The organism is Yoonia sp. SDW83-1 (assembly GCF_046762885.1).
Lineage (GTDB): Bacteria > Pseudomonadota > Alphaproteobacteria > Rhodobacterales > Rhodobacteraceae > Yoonia.
In genome coordinates this window covers 126,195-142,419 of record NZ_JBKQXO010000009.1, presented here as the reverse complement: position 1 = coordinate 142,419, position 16,225 = coordinate 126,195, and the positions used below count along the sequence as shown (strand labels likewise).

Genomic DNA, 16,225 nt, shown 5'->3' with positions numbered 1-16,225 from the left:
AAACGTGTCCAAACATGGGCAAACTATGGATCGATCTGGGGTTGTGATTGGCATGCCACAGTTGCGCAAAACGAGCGGCGAAAACAAAAGCCCCGCTGCATGATGCAGCGGGGCTTTCCTTTAGTTTAGAACCGAAAGGGCTGATATATCAGCTTTCAGCCGCTTCCTCTTTCTTGATCTCTTCGCCGCTTTCCTGATCGACCATCTTCATGGCCAAACGGACCTTGCCGCGATCATCGAAGCCAAGCAGTTTTACCCACACTTCCTGACCTTCCTTCAACACATCGGATGGATGGTTCAGGCGGCGGTTTTCGATCTGGGACACGTGGACCAAACCATCGCGTTTGCCAAAGAAGTTCACGAAAGCGCCGAAGTCGACCAGTTTGACCACGGTCCCTTTGTAGATCACGCCTTCTTCCGGCTCGGCCACGATCGAATGGATCATGTCATAGGCCTTCTTGATCGCCTCGGCATCGTTCGACGCCAGCTTGATCACGCCATCATCGTTGATGTCGACCTTCGCACCGGATGTTTCCACGATCTCACGAATGACCTTGCCGCCCGACCCAATGACTTCACGGATCTTGTCGACAGGGATGTTCATCGTTTCGATCTTCGGCGCATGCACGCTGAATTCAGCAGCACCAGTGATGGCTTTGCCCATCTCGCCCAGAATATGCAAACGACCGGCCTTGGCCTGCTCCAGCGCCTTTTTCATGATCTCAGGCGTAATACCCGCGATCTTGATGTCCATCTGAAGCGACGTGATCCCGTTTTCGGTACCAGCCACCTTGAAGTCCATATCGCCAAGGTGATCCTCATCGCCCAGAATATCGGACAGCACGGCATAAGACCCGTCATCTTCCATCACCAGACCCATGGCCACACCGGCCACAGGAGCCTTCAGCGGCACGCCAGCATCCATCATGGACAAGGAACCACCACAAACAGACGCCATCGATGACGATCCGTTCGATTCAGTGATCTCTGACACAACACGGATTGTGTAGGGGAAATCCGTTGCTGCAGGCAGAACCGCCTGCAACGCACGCCACGCCAGCTTGCCATGGCCGATCTCGCGGCGGCCGGGGCCAGCGACGCGACCCACTTCACCGACCGAATAAGGCGGGAAGTTATAATGCAGCATGAAGTTGGATTTATACATGCCGGTCAGAGCGTCGATCATCTGCTCATCATCGCCGGTGCCCAGCGTGGTCACGACAAGACCCTGGGTCTCGCCACGGGTGAACAGGGCCGAACCATGGGTCCGTGGCAGGATGCCGGTTTCAGACACGATGGGGCGGATTTGGTCCAAGGCACGGCCATCGATGCGGCGACCATTCTTGACAACGTCACCGCGCAGAACCTGGCTTTCCAGTTTCTTCAGCGCAGCGCCCAGATTTCCGTCTTCCTGCTGTTCTTCGGTCAGCGTGGCAACGATCTCTTCCTTCGCAGCAGATACCGCAGCGGTACGTTCCTGCTTGTCAGTGATCGCATAGGCGGCACGCATCTTGTCTTCGCCTGCGGCTTTGACGGCTGCGAACAGTTCGGAATAATCCTCGGGCTGGAAATCGAAAGGCTCCTTGGCGCTTTCTTCGGCCAGATCGATGATCAGATCGATGACAGGCTGGATCTGCTCATGGGCAAAGGTGACAGCGCCCAGCATCTCATCCTCGGTCAGCTCGTAGGCTTCCGATTCCACCATCATCACGGCGTCTTTGGTGCCAGCGACAACAAGGTCCAGACGCTGCTCGGGGTTCAGGCGCAGGTTATGCATGTCGTCGATTTCGGGGTTCAGGATGTAGTCGCCATCCACATAACCCACGCGGCAGGCCGCAATCGGACCCATGAACGGTGCGCCGGAAATCGTTAGCGCGGCAGAGGCCGCGATCATCGCAACCATATCCGGGTCATTGACCAGATCATGCGACAGTACCGTGCACATAACCAGAACTTCGTTCTTGAAGCCGGGGACGAACAGCGGGCGAATGGGGCGGTCGATCAGGCGGGCAGTCAGCGTCTCTTTCTCAGTCGGACGTGCTTCACGCTTGAAAAAGCCGCCTGGGACTTTCCCGGCGGCATAGTATTTCTCTTGATAGTGGACGGTCAGCGGAAAGAAATCCTGACCCGGTTTTTTGGCACGTGCATATGTCACGTTGGCCATAACGCTGGTTTCGCCCAGCGTTGCGATGACAGAGCCATCTGCTTGGCGGGCAACCTTGCCCGTTTCCAGTGTGAGCGTTTCTTCGCCCCACTGCATCGATTTTTTCACTTCGTTAAACATCATGTTTTCCTGTTTGGCCGCTTTCGGCCTTCCTACGTAGGGGGCGTATTCCCCCTCATTCCGGTATCTTCTTTGTCAGGCGCTGGAATGCGGGCGCCGGTCTCTCAAGATTGGCGGGCCATAACGGAAAACAGGGGCTTTGGAAAGGGGGTGCGCGCATCGGCAGCAGTGTCCGTCGCGACGGTTTTCACCTGAATTGGCGTATTGACGCAGAGGAATTGATTTTTGGCGGCATGCGGAACGCATATTGGCGCCCTGCGACGGCGCATGCCCATACCGGGGACTCATCCGTCAAAACAAGATCAACCGCCTGCAAAGGGCGGCTGATCTTAAATTGGTCATGTGTCGACCGGTACGACCTTACGACTTGAACGATGCAAGCCGTCTTTTAAGGATATCTTTCTCCTCAGTCAGACGCGCGATCTTGTTCAGGTCCTGCTCGCGCTCCAGCCGGGACTGCTCCAGATTCTGTTTCCAGAAACTGATTTCAGATTCCATTGAGGCCGCTTCTTTTGAGCCGCCGAATTTCCACAACAACCAGCCAAGCACCAGACCAAGAAGAAAGGTGAACGACATGTAGATGAGGACTTGGGTCAGAAAGGAAAACATCGATAACTCCGACTTTGGGGGCTGTTTAGCGCTCTTGCCATTCAAACGTGATACGGCGGTTTTCGGCGCGGCCAGCGGCGGTGCCGTTGTCAGCGATAGGGTTGCTTTCGCCATATCCAACAACATTCATCGCTTCTGCCGGTACATCGCGTTCAACCATGAAATCGAAAATCGCAGTTGCACGCCGTTCACTCAGCCGCTGATTGTTGTCCTCGCTGCCCTGGCTGTCCGTATGACCGCCGATTTCAAGCGCTAGTTCCTGTGCGCTGCATTCCGCCGCGATCACTGCCAGTTCTTCCAGCGGTGCAACCGATGCGTTGGTGACTGTGGTTGTGCCTGTGTTAAAGTTGATCTTTTCACTGGCCAGCACGGCATCGGAACGGCTCTGACACTGGGCGATGGCCGACAGTTCAGTATCGGCTTCCTCGCCACCTTCTGCGACCTCAGATGCGTCCGCAGCATCGTCCGTTGCAGCAGTTTCTTCAGCAGCAGCTGTTTCTTCTGTGGCTTCGGGTTCCGTAGTCTCATCTGTGCCAGATGCGTCTTCAGCAACTTCCGCAGCACCGGTCTCTTCCGTCGCGGCGGCGTCTTCAGCCACTTCGGCCTCGTCTGAAACAGCGGTGTCTACTTCTTCTGTCGCGACAGCCTCTTCTGTGGCTTCTACGGCTTCGGTGCTGGCAGCCTCATCTGTTGCCTCTGCCACTTCAGTTGTGGCGGCCTCGTCTGTGGCCTCTGCCTCATCGGTAACCTCAGTGCCTTCGGTTTCCTCGGTTGCGGCGACCTCATCGGCGGTTGCCGCTTCTTCGGTCGCGGCAGCGTCTTCAGCTACTTCGGCCTCGATTGCCGGTTCTTCGGTCGCAGCAGCGTCTTCGGCCACCTCGGCCTCGGCTGTCGCTTCGGCAGTAGCGGCAGCAGTTTCTGCAACTTCAGCAGCGGGCGCCGCAGCAGTGTTTGCCGCGCGAAGCTCGGTGATGACCCGGTTACGCTCTACCAATGTGTTTGCCAGATTTGCGACATCTTCCTTGAGTGCTGCAATCTGGCCATCGAGTGCGGCGACCTGTCCGGTAAGTTCAGTGGTCACCTGCTCCTGATCGGCGGCCTCTGCAGACAATACCGCCATGCGCTCCTCAGCCGTTGCAAGTGCGGCTGTCTTGTCGCTGATTTCCGTTTCCAGTTCGGCAATACGCGCCTCGGCCTCGGCCACAGCTTCACCAGCGTCCGCGGCTTCGTTCGCCGTTGCATCCGCAGTCAGGTCAGCCGCGCCGCTTTCGAGTTCAGCGATCCGGGCAGCACCAGCAGCAAGGTCAGCTTCAAGCTCCGCGATTTGCGCAGCCCGCGCGTCGATTTCCGCGCGCGCTTCCTCGATCTGGGTGTTCAGGGTTGCGATCTCCGTTTCGGTCAGGCTCAACTGACCGTCACGATCAGCCAGATCAGATTGCGCTGCGGCGACTAGTTCGGTCAGATCGCTGTTTTCGCCTTTCAGCGCCTCGGCTTCGGTCAGCGCCGTTTCCAGCTGCTGGCGGGCCTGCTCAAGCTCGGCAACCGCGGTGTCGCTGTCGCTCGCCTGTGTCTGACTCTCTGCCTGCAGATCAGCGATCGTTTGCGTCAGGGTGGCAATTTCCTCGGCCGATGCGGCACGCGACGCTTCGAACTCAGCCGTCACGGCGTCCAGTTCGGCGGAAGCGCCAGCGCTGGTCTGGTCCACAACCGCATTCGGGACGGTCCGGCTGGCAAAAAACATGGTCAAGCCGGTTAAAATCAAAACCAATAAAATGAGTGGTAACCTCATTTAGACATTCCTCGCATAAGTTGTGTCCGCATAAACAATCGAAATCGCGTTGCGTGTGGGAAACACGCAGTTTTCGTAACAAATCGGCTCTATTTGGCGACTATGGCCATAATGTGACAACAGATCGCCACTTGTCTGACCATGGGGGATTCCGGCCACTTTGACCCTCCGTCACAAAAACGCCCACCAGTTGGCGGGCGTTCTAGAAAACAGATCAGATGATCCGCCGATTAACGGCGCAGACCCAGACGCTTGATCAGGTCCTGATAACGGGCCTCGTCCTTGCTGCGGGTGTAGTCCAGCAGCTTGCGGCGCTGGGCGACCATCTTCAACAGGCCACGACGGCCATGATTGTCTTTCTTGTGTGTCTTGAAGTGTTCCGTCAGCGTCGCGATGCGGCTGGACAGAATGGCAACCTGAACTTCAGGCGAACCGGTGTCGCCGTCCTTGCTTGCAAAATCCTTCATGATCTTCGCTTTGTCTTCAGCAGTAATCGACATCGGGGTCTCCTTTGGTTGAAGGGTGATGGCGCGATCCGGGATGTCGTCCAGAAAGGCCCGTGGAGGGTCCGTTCGTGGTGATTCCACGCGCGGATGGGTGCGTTTAGGGGCATTTCGCCGAAAAGAAAAGGGGTTTATGCCGCGACAAGCGCCACAGCGTCCAGATCCAGATCCGTCAGGTTTGCAAAGGTCGCCACAACCTCGCCATCCGCAAGCAGCACCAGCCCCGCATCGGAAAGCTGCGTCGACAGCGTTGGCTTGACCCCGTCATAGTCGATTTCGATGATATCCTCGGCCGGATCAAAATCCTCAACGATGGCGTCATTGCCCGCAGTGAGGGAAAAGGTATCAGCCCCGGTGCCACCATGCAGGTTGTCGCCAGCGCCGCCCTTCAGGATATCATTGCCAGCCCCGCCATTCAGGAAATCGCGGATGTTATCACCCCGGTCATAGACCAGGTCGTCACCGGACCCGCCATGCAGTGTGTCAGCCCCGTCGCCGCCCACCAGCACGTCATCGCCAAGCGAGCCATGCAAGGCGTCGTCACCGTCACCGCCCATCAGCACGTCGCTGCCATCACCGCCATTCAGGATGTCGTCGCCGTCGCGTCCGGCGATGATGTCATCACCCACATGAGCATAAAGCTCATCATTGCCGGACCCACCGTCCAGAACGTCATCGCCGCGCCCGCCATGCAATTCGTCATCGCCCGCGCCGCCAGCCAAATGGTCATTCCCATCTTCGCCATGGATGTAATCGTCACCAGCCCCGGTTTGCACAGTATCATCCCCGTCACCGGAAAAGATCACTGTGTCATCATCACTTGCGTCGATCAGCTCATTCAGCGGGGTGATTTCGACGGACGGTTCATCATCCTGCTCTCTGGCAGGCTTTTCCTCAATATCATCACTGTCGTCGCTGGCGTTGAACATAAACGCGGATAGCGCAACGCCCATCAGTCCGAGAATCCCAAGCATGGTAAACCTGTAATGTCTGGTCGCCCCCGACCCGTCAGCCTGCGTTCTAACATATCCCCGCCTGTTCGTGGTCGGGAAACTGACCTTAGGGTTAACGGACCCAGCGCACCGGGGTCTGGGCGTAGCTGATGTAAAGCGGGTGTTTGGGGTGCCCGTGTTTGGTCAGACCCAGCGTATGGATTGGACGACCAGTCGCGTGCAGCAGCGATGTGACCGCAGGGCCCCGGTCCTGATGCGCGCCATGGGTGCCCCAGGCTGCAATGATCTGATCGGCCCAGTCCACCCCGGCTGCGATCACGCGGTCATTCTCCGGTCCCACCGGGTCCGCCGCCTTGCGCATCTTGTGGGGATCGGTTTCGCGCCAGGCAAAGATATTGGTGACCTGAAAGGCACCGAACCCCAGCGCCCGTGCCCGCCTTTCGCAGCGTTCAACCGTCGGATCATTCTGGATTTCGGTCGCCTTGGACGGGTTGAGCATAATGAACAAAACCCGCTTGCCCGCAGGATCCCAAATGCGGGTCAGGGCATAGCGATAACGTTCGCACTCCGAATAGATGGCGGTCGATGGTGCATCATCCTTGATATGGGTGCGAGTGATCATGGCAGGGCAGAGGCTGCATCGTAAGATGGGTCTTGACCCATCTTATCCCACAAACACCCGGGCCGGCTGCATCTCACCGCCGCGATAGGTCCCGACAGCGATGGCCTTGCCCTCATAAGAGGCCCAGACCTCTTCGCCATACTCAACATTCGATGCGATGACCGACGCTGGGTTGCCATTGCGCAGCTTCGCGACGCTCTCTGCCAGACAGCGGACCTCTGGCAAATCCGACAGCCCAACCTCCAACGCCTGCAGATGGGCGTCCAGTTCAGGCGTTCCGGCCAGGGCTTCCACCTGGTCCAGCGTGATCCCGTCATCGGCCTGAAACGGGCCGGACCAGATACGCCGCAAGGATTTGACATGGGCCTTGCAGTCCAGCGCCTCACCCAGATCGCGGGCTATCGCCCGGACATAACCGCCCTTGCCACAGGTCATTTCGAGGATGACATGGTCCGGGTCGGGGCGGTCCACCAGCAACAATTCCTCCACCCATAACGGGCGGGCGGCCAGTTCCATCTCCGCGCCGTCACGGGCCTTCTTATAGGCACGCTGACCATCGATTTTCACGGCTGAAAACTGCGGTGGTACCTGCATGATGTCACCCACAAACCGGCCCAGGGCCGCCTTGATCGCATCGTCATCCGGACGCAGATCGCTTGTGGCGATCACCTCCCCCTCGGCATCGTCAGTATTGGTGGCCTGCCCAAGGCGAACAGTAAAGACATAGGCCTTCAGCGCATCGGTGATGTAAGGCACGGTCTTTGTCGCCTCACCCAGTGCCACCGCCAAAACACCGGTCGCTTCAGGATCCAGCGTGCCCGCATGGCCCGCCTTCTTCGCCTCCAGCGCCCAGCGGACCTTGTTGACCACAGCGGTCGACGTGATACCAGCGGGCTTGTCCACCACCAGCCACCCCGAAACATCCCGCCCTTTGCGTTTACGTGCCATTGCCATATCCATTCCCAAGTGCCGCGACTGCTAGAGGGGTCTGCATAAAGGGTCAAGGTTCAGCAAGATGCAGTTACGCTGTGGCAGTAGGCTACTGAAAGGACGGACGCCAAAGCATCTGCATGTGCATCGCAAACCAAATCCGCTTTGCTGTCCGCAACCGCGATTCCCACGTCAACCAACCTGAAGATCAAACCAGCGGGACCGGGACGTATCGATATGCGTCACCCATCCGCATGATCCGTCCCACGCCGGGAAAAGGGAAATGATAACCGGCGATCAGCAACTGCTCATCCGCGGCCCGCGCCAGCAGCCGCCTGCGTGTTTCGATGGCTTTCGGTTTGTCGATATCCGCGCCGACCGTCCAGTCTGGCCGCTCCAGCCCGGTGATGAAATGCACTGCCGTATCGACAAGATGCAGCAATTGCCGCCCATCGCTTTCCAGCATGATCGCATGGTGGCCATGGGTGTGACCGGGTGCTGCGATTGTTGTGATCCCGGGGGCAATTTCAGTCCCATCATCGTAGGATCGCAGGCGGTGCGCCACCGGCAACAGATGCCGCCGACATTCGATGATCATCTCGCGCAGGGCTGCCGGTGCCCGGTCGGGCGACTGGGTCCAGAATGCCAGTTCGATTTCCGGCAAATGATGGTCAGCATTTGCAAAGACCTGTTCGCCTTGGGCGGTCAGCCCGCCCACATGGTCCGGATGACCATGGGTCAGCAGCACGATATCAATATCCGACGGGCCCAGGCCCAGCGTCTGTAAAGAGCGGACCAACCGCCCGTTATCGGGCGCATTGCCATGAAAGGTGATGTCGCCCATGCCCGTGTCAATCAGCACCCGTACCCCTTGGGTTTCGACCAGCATCACCTGCAACGGCATTTCCGCCACGGTGGGCGACAGCCCATAGCTGGCCAAAAGGTCGCCCGCCGCCGTCTTGCCCGCATTGGCCGCAAACATGCCGACCCCCATGGAAAAACTGCCATCATCGATGATGGTGACGGTCATTGCGCCCAACGGAAACTGGCGGATCGCCCGCATCGGCATCATGCCATCGGCGCGTAGCGGGCCCGAGGGGCTGAGGCTGATCAGCCCGGCGGCCCCCAGCGCTTTCAGGATAAAACGGCGGTTGGGGGCGAGGGTCATTATGGTCTTCTTTCAGGAACGCATGCCGGGACTATGCGCCCAGTGACCGTCACAAACCAGATCACACACGCAATCGTCAACGGAACCACCGGATGGTTCGGGCGTTACCTATCCAACAAAAGGACCGATAACATGACCTACACACTGACCCTGCAAGACATCGCCCCGGTGACGCACGACACCTATCAGTTGACCTTCAACCGCCCCGAGGATTTTGAGTTTGAGGCAGGGCAGGCGACCGAGTTGACCCTGCAAAAAGAAGGGTGGAAGGCTGAAAGCCGCCCGTTCACCATGACATCGCGGCCTAATGACAAACATCTGGAATTCGTGATCAAATCCTATCCTGATCATGACGGGGTGACCGAACAGATCCCAACACTTGGGATGACAGATCAGGTGAAAGTTGCCGATCCTTTTGGGGCCATCACCGACCATGGGCCAGGCGTGTTTATCGCCGGAGGGGCAGGCATCACGCCTTTCATTTCAATCCTGCGCAAGCAACAGGAAGAAGGAGCGACCGGATCGCGCCTCATCTTTGCGAATAAGACGGACAAGGACATCATTCTGCAGGAGATGTGGCAGTCAATGGGTGGGCTCGAAACCACATTTGTGGTGTCAGATCAGGATGACACTGCCCATGTCAAAGGCAAGCTGGATAAGACAATGCTGTCACAAATGGTGGATGATAAAGAGCAACCGTTTTACATTTGCGGCCCCAGCGGGATGGTCGACGATGTCCGCACCGCGCTGAAGGAGATTGGTGTCGCCGAAGGACGAATTTACACCGAAGATGGCTGGTAAGGGTCTGTAAACCATATCGCCATTAGCGTTGCGGGATGAGACAGTTACAGCTTCGCACAACCCGCTTCGTTGGCGAAAATCCCGCTTTCTTTCATCATCTGTTCAGCGCGAAAGCTGCACGCACTGGCGGTATCGTCAGGCGCGCTGTTCGCGATGTGGAACGCGAAGTCGGGCGCGACGCGATTATTGCTGAAGTGGAAAAATGCGGGTTTCATCTGCTCGAATGCGCGGGCCAGTTCATTATTATCCGTGCGCCAGATCACCTGACCGTGCATCGTTGAACCAACAAGTCTTCGTTACGAAGACTTTGTTCCGTGTCAGACTTTTCGTCACGAAAAGTCTGCGTCTTAATGATCACGCAGCGCGCTGATCAGCTCATCCTTGTTCATGTCTGACCGACCCTCGATATCAAGCCCCTGCGCGCGCTGGTAAAGCTCATCGCGGGTCCATTCTTCATACGGCGTTGCCTTGCCACCTTTTTCGGATGGTGACTGATCATCGCTCGCCTTTGCATTGGCGATGCGCGCCGCTTTCTCCTTCGACGCACCATCTTCGCGCAGCGCCTCGTAGGTCTCATCATCCTTGATCGACGGGCCGTGGTCTTTGGTCATATTGGAACTCCTTTCCATTGCACAACAAAGGAAAGGGCTCCGTGGTTCCCGTCTATTCCGCTGCAACAGCACCCGGGTTGTTGGGGTGCGTTGTCCAGTTGGCGTATTCCTTCTGGACCACCTTACCGGTGCGCGGATCGACTTCACCGGGCTTCATCGGCTCCATCGTGATGCAGTTTTCGACAGGGCAAACATCGACGCAAAGATTACAGGCGACGCATTCTTCATCAATCACTGTAAAGGTGCGATCCTCTGACATGGCAATCGCCTGATGGCTGGTGTCTTCGCAGGCCGCGTAGCAGCGTCCGCATTTGATGCAGTCATCCTGACTGATCTTCGCCTTGGCCACATAGTTGAGGTTGAGATACTGCCAGTCGGTGACGTTTGGTACGGCGCGGCCCACGACCTGTTCAACACTGGTATAGCCCTTTTCGTCCATCCACTGTGACAAACCGCTAGTCATTTCCTGCACAACCTTGAAACCATAGGTCATCGCCGCGGTGCAGACCTGCACATTCCCGCAGCCCAGGCTGATGAACTCCGCCGCGTCGCGCCATGTGGTAATCCCACCAATCCCGCTGATCGGCATGCCGCGGGTTTCCTCGTGCCGCGCGATTTCCGACACCATCGACATCGCAATAGGTTTGACCGCCGGCCCGCAATAGCCGCCATGGCTGCCCTTGCCGTCGATCGACGGTTCAGGCGACATGGTGTCGAGGTTGACAGAAGTAATCGAGTTGATCGTGTTGATCAGGCTGACCGCATCCGCCCCGCCCCGCTTGGCCGCCGCCGCGGGTTTGCGGATATCGGTGATGTTGGGGGTCAATTTCACGATCACCGGCTTGTCGTAATACTGCTTGCACCAGCGGGTGACCATTTCGATGTATTCAGGCACCTGCCCCACGGCGCTGCCCATGCCCCGTTCGGACATCCCATGCGGGCAGCCGAAGTTCAGTTCGATCCCATCAGCACCCGTCTCGGTCACGCGGGGCAGGATATCTTTCCACGCCTGTTCCTCGCAGGGGACCATGATGCTGACAATCATGGCGCGGTCGGGGTAGTCGGCCTTGACCCGTGCGATTTCTTCCAGATTGACCTCAAGCGGGCGGTCCGTGATCAACTCGATGTTGTTGAGACCCAGCAGACGCCGGTCTGCACCATAGATCGCGCCGTATCTTGGCCCGTTGACGTTAACAACAGGCGGCCCTTCGGAACCCAGGGTTTTCCAGACGACCCCGCCCCACCCGGCCTCAAACGCGCGGCGCACGTTGTATTCCTTGTCCGTTGGCGGGGCAGAGGCCAGCCAGAAAGGGTTGGGGGATTTGATCCCCAGAAAATCAGTGGTGAGATCGGCCATCACATGTTCCTTTCCCGCCCGTCTCAGGGCTTGTCAAATATCATCTCAACCGGCGCAAGCCTGCGCGCCTCTACATTCGCGACGTAGTTTTTCAGCTTCACACCTGCGGTGTCACCCATCAGCAGATGAATGCCCAAGGGCGGCGGGCCGCCAGCCTCTGCCATGCGTTCAAAAACATGCGCAAAGAAACTCAGCGTGAAATCGCGGCGATACCGTTGCCCGTGCAAGGTTAGACCAACGGCTTCGGCAGCGCTGTGGTAGACCGAAGCGGGATCAACGAACGAGGTCTCGGATTTTTCGGACCAAGGTACGGGAAACAGCAGATCATCGGGGCTGTCATCGCGCATCACGTCGAACAGGGCAAAGCGTCCGCCGGGTTTCAAGACCCGGGCAATTTCCGCGAACATATGTTCCTTGTCGGCGATATTCATGCCGACATGAAACATCGTTGCCAGGTCGAAGCTGGCATCTTCCATCGGCAGATCAGTGGCAGACGCAACATGCAGGTTAATGGCCTCGTCCAGATGCACGCGGGTGTTCAGGGCCTGCCCGACCTCGACATAAAGCGGCGTCAGATCAATGCCCGTCACATGCGCGCCATAGCGGTGCACGATATGTCGGGCAGTGCCGCCCAACCCGCAACCGACATCCAGAACGCGCATGTCCGGGGTGATATCCAACTGCGACAACAGCGCGTCCGTCGCCTCAAGACCGCCGGTGTGGAATTCGTCCACCGGTTTGAGGTTATCCACCGTTGCTACGTCAACACCCTGTTCTTTCAAGGCTTTTTCAATGCGATCAAGCAGGTCTTGCGTGGTGTAATGTGCGGCCACGCGCGTTTCGAGCGTCTCCATCTCTTCCTCCAGCGCTATTCGTCCCGCATCCAGCATAGCACAGATCAGGCGGAAAGCGCGGCGTGGATATCCTCAGCCGCATCGCGCCCTTCGGCCACGGCTGTCACTGTCAGATCGTCGCCACCGCTGGCACAATCACCCCCGGCCCAGACACCATCGCGGCTGGTGCGGCCAGCACCCGTCACCGCGATTTTCCGCCCGTCCAGTGCCAGTTCGGCATCGGTTTCTAGGGACTGACCAATGGCCTTGAACACCTGATCTGCCCTCAGTCGCACCGTCTCGCCCGTGCCTTTCAGGCCCGATCCGTCATCGGCGGTGTATTCCAACTCAATCTCGCGCACGGCCCCGTTGCCATGTACCGCCACGGGCTGCACATTGAACATCAGATGCACGCCTTTGGAGGCGGCGAGGTCCTGTTCGTACCGGCTCGCGCTCATCGCGTCACGCCCGCGCCGATAGGCAATGGTCACGTTCTGGGCGCCAAGCAGTTTGGATTGCACAGCGGCGTCGACGGCGGTCATTCCGCCGCCGATCACCACCACGTCGCGCCCAACAGGGAGGGTTGTCAAGTCGCTGGATTGACGCAAATCCGCAATAAAATCAACGGCGTCGCGCACGCCATCCTTGTCTTCGCCATCCGCGCGCAAGGCATTTACACCGCCGAGGCCAAGGCCAAGAAACACGGCGTCATAGGCTTCGGCCAGTGAATCGAGCGACAGGTTTTCGCCAAGTCGCTGACCATATTTGATGTCAATTCCGCCAATGCCCAAAAGCCAGTCCACCTCACGGGCGGCGAAACTGTCCGTTGTTTTATAAGCGGCGATGCCAAATTCATTCAGGCCGCCCGGCTTGTCGGCCGCATCATAGATATTCACGTCATGCCCATGCATCGCCAGACGATGCGCGCACGCCAGCCCGGCAGGGCCCGCACCAACAACGGCCACGCATTTTCCGGTAGACGGCGCACGTTCATAGGGATGGCTTTGTTTGGCCATCAGGGCATCGGTCGCGTGGCGTTGCAGGCGACCGATCTCAACCGGTTTGCCTTCGGCCAGTTCACGCACGCAGGCCTGTTCGCATAAATCCTCAGTCGGACAGACGCGGGCACACATGCCGCCTAAGATATTGCTGTCAAAGATGGTTTTCGCCGCAGCCTCGGGTGTGCCGGTACTGATCTGGCGGATGAACAAGGGGATGTCGATCCCGGTTGGGCAGGCGGTCACACAAGGCGCATCATGGCAGAAATAGCAGCGATCCGAGGCCACTGCGGCCTCATGCGCAGCATAGGGCGCGTGCAGGTCCGCGAAGTTTTCAGCAATTGTATCTGCTGGCAGACGCGCAGCGGCGATACCGGGGGTCATCTGGCTGTTCTGGCGGTCGGACATGGCTGCTTCCTGTCGTGGCTTGTCATCTATAGCCTGCCACAGTTTCATTTTTTATCAAATGGTAAATTTTTGGCAGTTTATGAATAATTGACGCAACGTTCGGTGGGAGATGCAGCACGGGTCAATCATCACAATGGCGAATGAAGTGTTAAGGCTCGCATTTATTGGAAAAACAGCCGTCGGCATCGCATCGGCAAAACGTCGGACTTGCGTCGGACCTTTGCCGTCGAAATGGGGGGCTTAAATACCTGCGCGGCTTAATGATGAACGCGCCGTTAAGGTTTTCGCGCATCAGGGACGAAGCCGCGATCAGACCCCTGAAGGATGGTTCCTACACCCTCAGGATGCTGCGCATGACATGGTCAAGGAACTGACCGGCCCCCGAAAACGGGTCATCGGTGCCCAGAACCGCCCGCACCTGCACATCGAAATCGGCGTAATGCTGGGTCAGCGCCCAGATGGAAAAGATCAGATGGTGCGGATCGACATCCGCGATCAGGCCCGCATCCGCCCACCCTTTGATAATCACCGCTTTTTCATCGACCATATCCTTCAGGTCGGTATGCAGGATGGCCTTGATCCGCGGCGCGCCTTGCAGGATTTCATTGGCAAACAGGCGACTTTCGCGGGGGTAATCCCGGCTCATCGCCAGTTTGCGTCTGGCATAGCCCATGATCTCTTCCACCGGGTCGCCATCGCCATCCAGCGCCTTGAGTGGATCAAGCCAGTTTTCCAGCAGCCGCTCCAGCAGGGCGGTGTGGATCGCCTCTTTGGAGGGGAAGTAATAGAGGAGGTTGGGTTTGGACAGCCCCGCCGCCTCTGCAATCTGATCCAGCGTCGATCCCCGGAACCCGAACTGCGAAAAAATCACCAGCCCTGCATCGAGAATGGCCATCCGATTGCGCTGCTGAATACGGGTTGGTGGTTTGGTCATGCAAATCTCTGCTCAAAATGTGGGCGACGTGACTGACGGCGAGGTGTTTGTGCTTTCTTTGGTTGCATCTGCCTATAAGTCGTGCGGAGAACTTGACTGATGCCACCCCTCTGTTAGCGTTGTTTTGACCGTTTGGTCAAACCCAGACTGCCCCAGCCACGAGGAGAGAGCCATGGCCGCCCCCGGAGAGAACCTGCGCATCAATGGTGAACGCCTGTGGGACAGCCTGATGGAGATGGCCAAGATCGGCCCCGGCGTGGCGGGCGGCAACAACCGCCAGACCCTGACGGACGAAGACAGCGAAGGCCGCCACCTGTTTCAGAAATGGTGCGAAGATGCGGGCTGCACCATGGGTGTGGACGAGATCGGCAATATGTTCGCCCGGCGCGAAGGGACCGACCCGGATGCGCTGCCTGTCTATGTTGGCTCACATCTGGATACGCAGCCCACAGGGGGCAAGTATGATGGGGTGCTGGGTGTGCTGGGCGGGCTGGAAATTATCCGCACACTGAACGACCTTGATATCAAGACCAAACACCCGATTGTCGTGACCAACTGGACGAATGAGGAGGGCACGCGGTATGCCCCGGCCATGCTTGCTTCGGGCGTTTTTGCAGGCAAGCATGAACTCGACTGGGCCTATGACCGCGTTGATGCCGATGGCAAACGGTTCGGGGATGAGTTGGAGCGCATCGGCTGGAAAGGCACCGAAAAGGTCGGTGACCGCAAGATGCACGCCTTTTTCGAACTACATATCGAGCAGGGGCCAATCCTTGAGGCAGAAAGCAAGGATATTGGCGTCGTCACCCACGGGCAGGGCCTGCGCTGGATTGAATGTACGGTGACGGGCAAGGAGAGCCACACCGGGTCTACCCCGATGCATATGCGCAAGAATGCCGGGCGTGGTTTGGCCCTGATCACCGAACTGGTGCATGAAATCGCAATGAAAAACCAGCCCAACGCGGTTGGCGCCATCGGCCATATCGACGTCTACCCCAACAGCCGCAACATCATCCCCGGCAAGGTGGTCTTCACCGTCGATATGCGCACGCATCTGTTGGACAAGCTGAACGCGATGGTGGCCGAACTGATGGAGCGGGCGCCGAAGCTGTGTGAGGATATTGGCGTGACGTTTGAGGCTGAAATCGTCGGCCAATTCGATCCGCCCGCCTTTGATGAAGGCTGTGTGGCGGCCGTGCGCAACGCGGCAGAGCGGTTGGGCTACAGCCACATGGATATCGTCTCGGGCGCTGGGCATGACGCCTGCTGGATCAACGACCTGTATCCAACATCTATGGTCATGTGTCCTTGTGTCGACGGCCTGAGCCACAACGAGGCCGAGGAGATCAGCCCCGAATGGGCGCGGGCGGGGACAGATGTGCTGTTCCACGCGGTGGTCGAGACGGCGGAGATTGTGGGGTGAAG

The 16,225-nt window shown here is 58.2% G+C and carries 16 protein-coding genes; 3 read left to right on the top strand and 13 right to left on the bottom strand.

Translation table 11 applies throughout. The features are described from left to right. Positions 1 to 148: 148 nt before the first annotated feature. The 8 genes from pnp to ACFWW4_RS13270 form a co-directional block, all read right to left on the bottom strand. Positions 149 to 2,284: a polyribonucleotide nucleotidyltransferase gene (pnp, locus tag ACFWW4_RS13305; protein ID WP_411891298.1), complete on the bottom strand. Its 2,136-nt coding sequence runs from the start codon at positions 2,282 to 2,284 to the stop codon at positions 149 to 151. A 360-nt stretch (positions 2,285 to 2,644) separates the two neighbouring features. After that, positions 2,645 to 2,893: a hypothetical protein gene (locus ACFWW4_RS13300; protein ID WP_411891297.1), complete on the bottom strand. Its 249-nt coding sequence runs from the start codon at positions 2,891 to 2,893 to the stop codon at positions 2,645 to 2,647. Between the two features lie 25 nt (positions 2,894 to 2,918). Further along, complete coding sequence (locus ACFWW4_RS13295) at positions 2,919 to 4,682, bottom strand: OmpA family protein (protein ID WP_411891296.1); 1,764 nt, start codon at positions 4,680 to 4,682, stop codon at positions 2,919 to 2,921. Between the two features lie 230 nt (positions 4,683 to 4,912). Beyond that, entirely contained in the window at positions 4,913 to 5,182 is a 270-nt protein-coding gene (gene rpsO, locus ACFWW4_RS13290; protein ID WP_411891295.1) for a 30S ribosomal protein S15, read from the bottom strand. 134 nt (positions 5,183 to 5,316) lie between these two features. Then, positions 5,317 to 6,159: a calcium-binding protein gene (locus ACFWW4_RS13285; RefSeq protein WP_411891294.1), complete on the bottom strand. Its 843-nt coding sequence runs from the start codon at positions 6,157 to 6,159 to the stop codon at positions 5,317 to 5,319. A 91-nt stretch (positions 6,160 to 6,250) separates the two neighbouring features. After that, on the bottom strand, positions 6,251 to 6,760 hold the full coding sequence (locus tag ACFWW4_RS13280; RefSeq protein ID WP_411891293.1) for a DUF1643 domain-containing protein: 510 nt from the start codon (positions 6,758 to 6,760) through the stop codon (positions 6,251 to 6,253). Positions 6,761 to 6,802: 42 nt separating this feature from the next. Then, positions 6,803 to 7,708 carry a tRNA pseudouridine(55) synthase TruB gene (gene truB / locus ACFWW4_RS13275; protein ID WP_411891292.1) on the bottom strand — a complete coding sequence of 302 codons (906 nt, stop codon included), beginning with the start codon at positions 7,706 to 7,708 and terminating at the stop codon, positions 6,803 to 6,805. Between the two features lie 190 nt (positions 7,709 to 7,898). Continuing rightward, positions 7,899 to 8,858 carry an MBL fold metallo-hydrolase gene (locus tag ACFWW4_RS13270; protein ID WP_411891291.1) on the bottom strand — a complete coding sequence of 320 codons (960 nt, stop codon included), beginning with the start codon at positions 8,856 to 8,858 and terminating at the stop codon, positions 7,899 to 7,901. A gap of 132 nt (positions 8,859 to 8,990) precedes the next feature. Here ACFWW4_RS13270 and ACFWW4_RS13265 point away from each other — a divergent pair, with 132 nt between their 5' ends. Both ACFWW4_RS13265 and ACFWW4_RS13260 read left to right on the top strand, forming a co-directional pair. Next, positions 8,991 to 9,659, top strand: coding sequence for an FAD-binding oxidoreductase (locus ACFWW4_RS13265; protein WP_411891290.1), 669 nt, complete (start codon positions 8,991 to 8,993; stop codon positions 9,657 to 9,659). A 35-nt stretch (positions 9,660 to 9,694) separates the two neighbouring features. After that, positions 9,695 to 9,940 carry a hypothetical protein gene (locus ACFWW4_RS13260; protein ID WP_411891289.1) on the top strand — a complete coding sequence of 82 codons (246 nt, stop codon included), beginning with the start codon at positions 9,695 to 9,697 and terminating at the stop codon, positions 9,938 to 9,940. 66 nt (positions 9,941 to 10,006) lie between these two features. On the opposite strand, the gene ACFWW4_RS13255 is transcribed toward ACFWW4_RS13260, so the two are convergent. The 5 genes from ACFWW4_RS13255 to ACFWW4_RS13235 form a co-directional block, all read right to left on the bottom strand. Further along, a complete protein-coding gene (locus ACFWW4_RS13255; protein ID WP_411891288.1) occupies positions 10,007 to 10,270 on the bottom strand; it encodes a Rho termination factor N-terminal domain-containing protein in 264 nt (87 codons plus the stop codon). Between the two features lie 52 nt (positions 10,271 to 10,322). Then, positions 10,323 to 11,627, bottom strand: a complete 1,305-nt coding sequence (gene preA, locus ACFWW4_RS13250; protein WP_411891287.1) for an NAD-dependent dihydropyrimidine dehydrogenase subunit PreA — start codon at positions 11,625 to 11,627, stop codon at positions 10,323 to 10,325. Between the two features lie 23 nt (positions 11,628 to 11,650). After that, positions 11,651 to 12,517 carry a class I SAM-dependent methyltransferase gene (locus ACFWW4_RS13245; RefSeq protein WP_411891286.1) on the bottom strand — a complete coding sequence of 289 codons (867 nt, stop codon included), beginning with the start codon at positions 12,515 to 12,517 and terminating at the stop codon, positions 11,651 to 11,653. A gap of 8 nt (positions 12,518 to 12,525) precedes the next feature. After that, positions 12,526 to 13,866, bottom strand: a complete 1,341-nt coding sequence (locus ACFWW4_RS13240; protein ID WP_411891285.1) for an NAD(P)-dependent oxidoreductase — start codon at positions 13,864 to 13,866, stop codon at positions 12,526 to 12,528. 331 nt (positions 13,867 to 14,197) lie between these two features. Then, entirely contained in the window at positions 14,198 to 14,800 is a 603-nt protein-coding gene (locus tag ACFWW4_RS13235) for a TetR family transcriptional regulator C-terminal domain-containing protein (RefSeq protein WP_411891284.1), read from the bottom strand. A 172-nt stretch (positions 14,801 to 14,972) separates the two neighbouring features. Here ACFWW4_RS13235 and ACFWW4_RS13230 point away from each other — a divergent pair, with 172 nt between their 5' ends. Then, positions 14,973 to 16,223, top strand: a complete 1,251-nt coding sequence (locus ACFWW4_RS13230) for a Zn-dependent hydrolase (RefSeq protein WP_411891283.1) — start codon at positions 14,973 to 14,975, stop codon at positions 16,221 to 16,223. Positions 16,224 to 16,225: the final 2 nt, after the last annotated feature.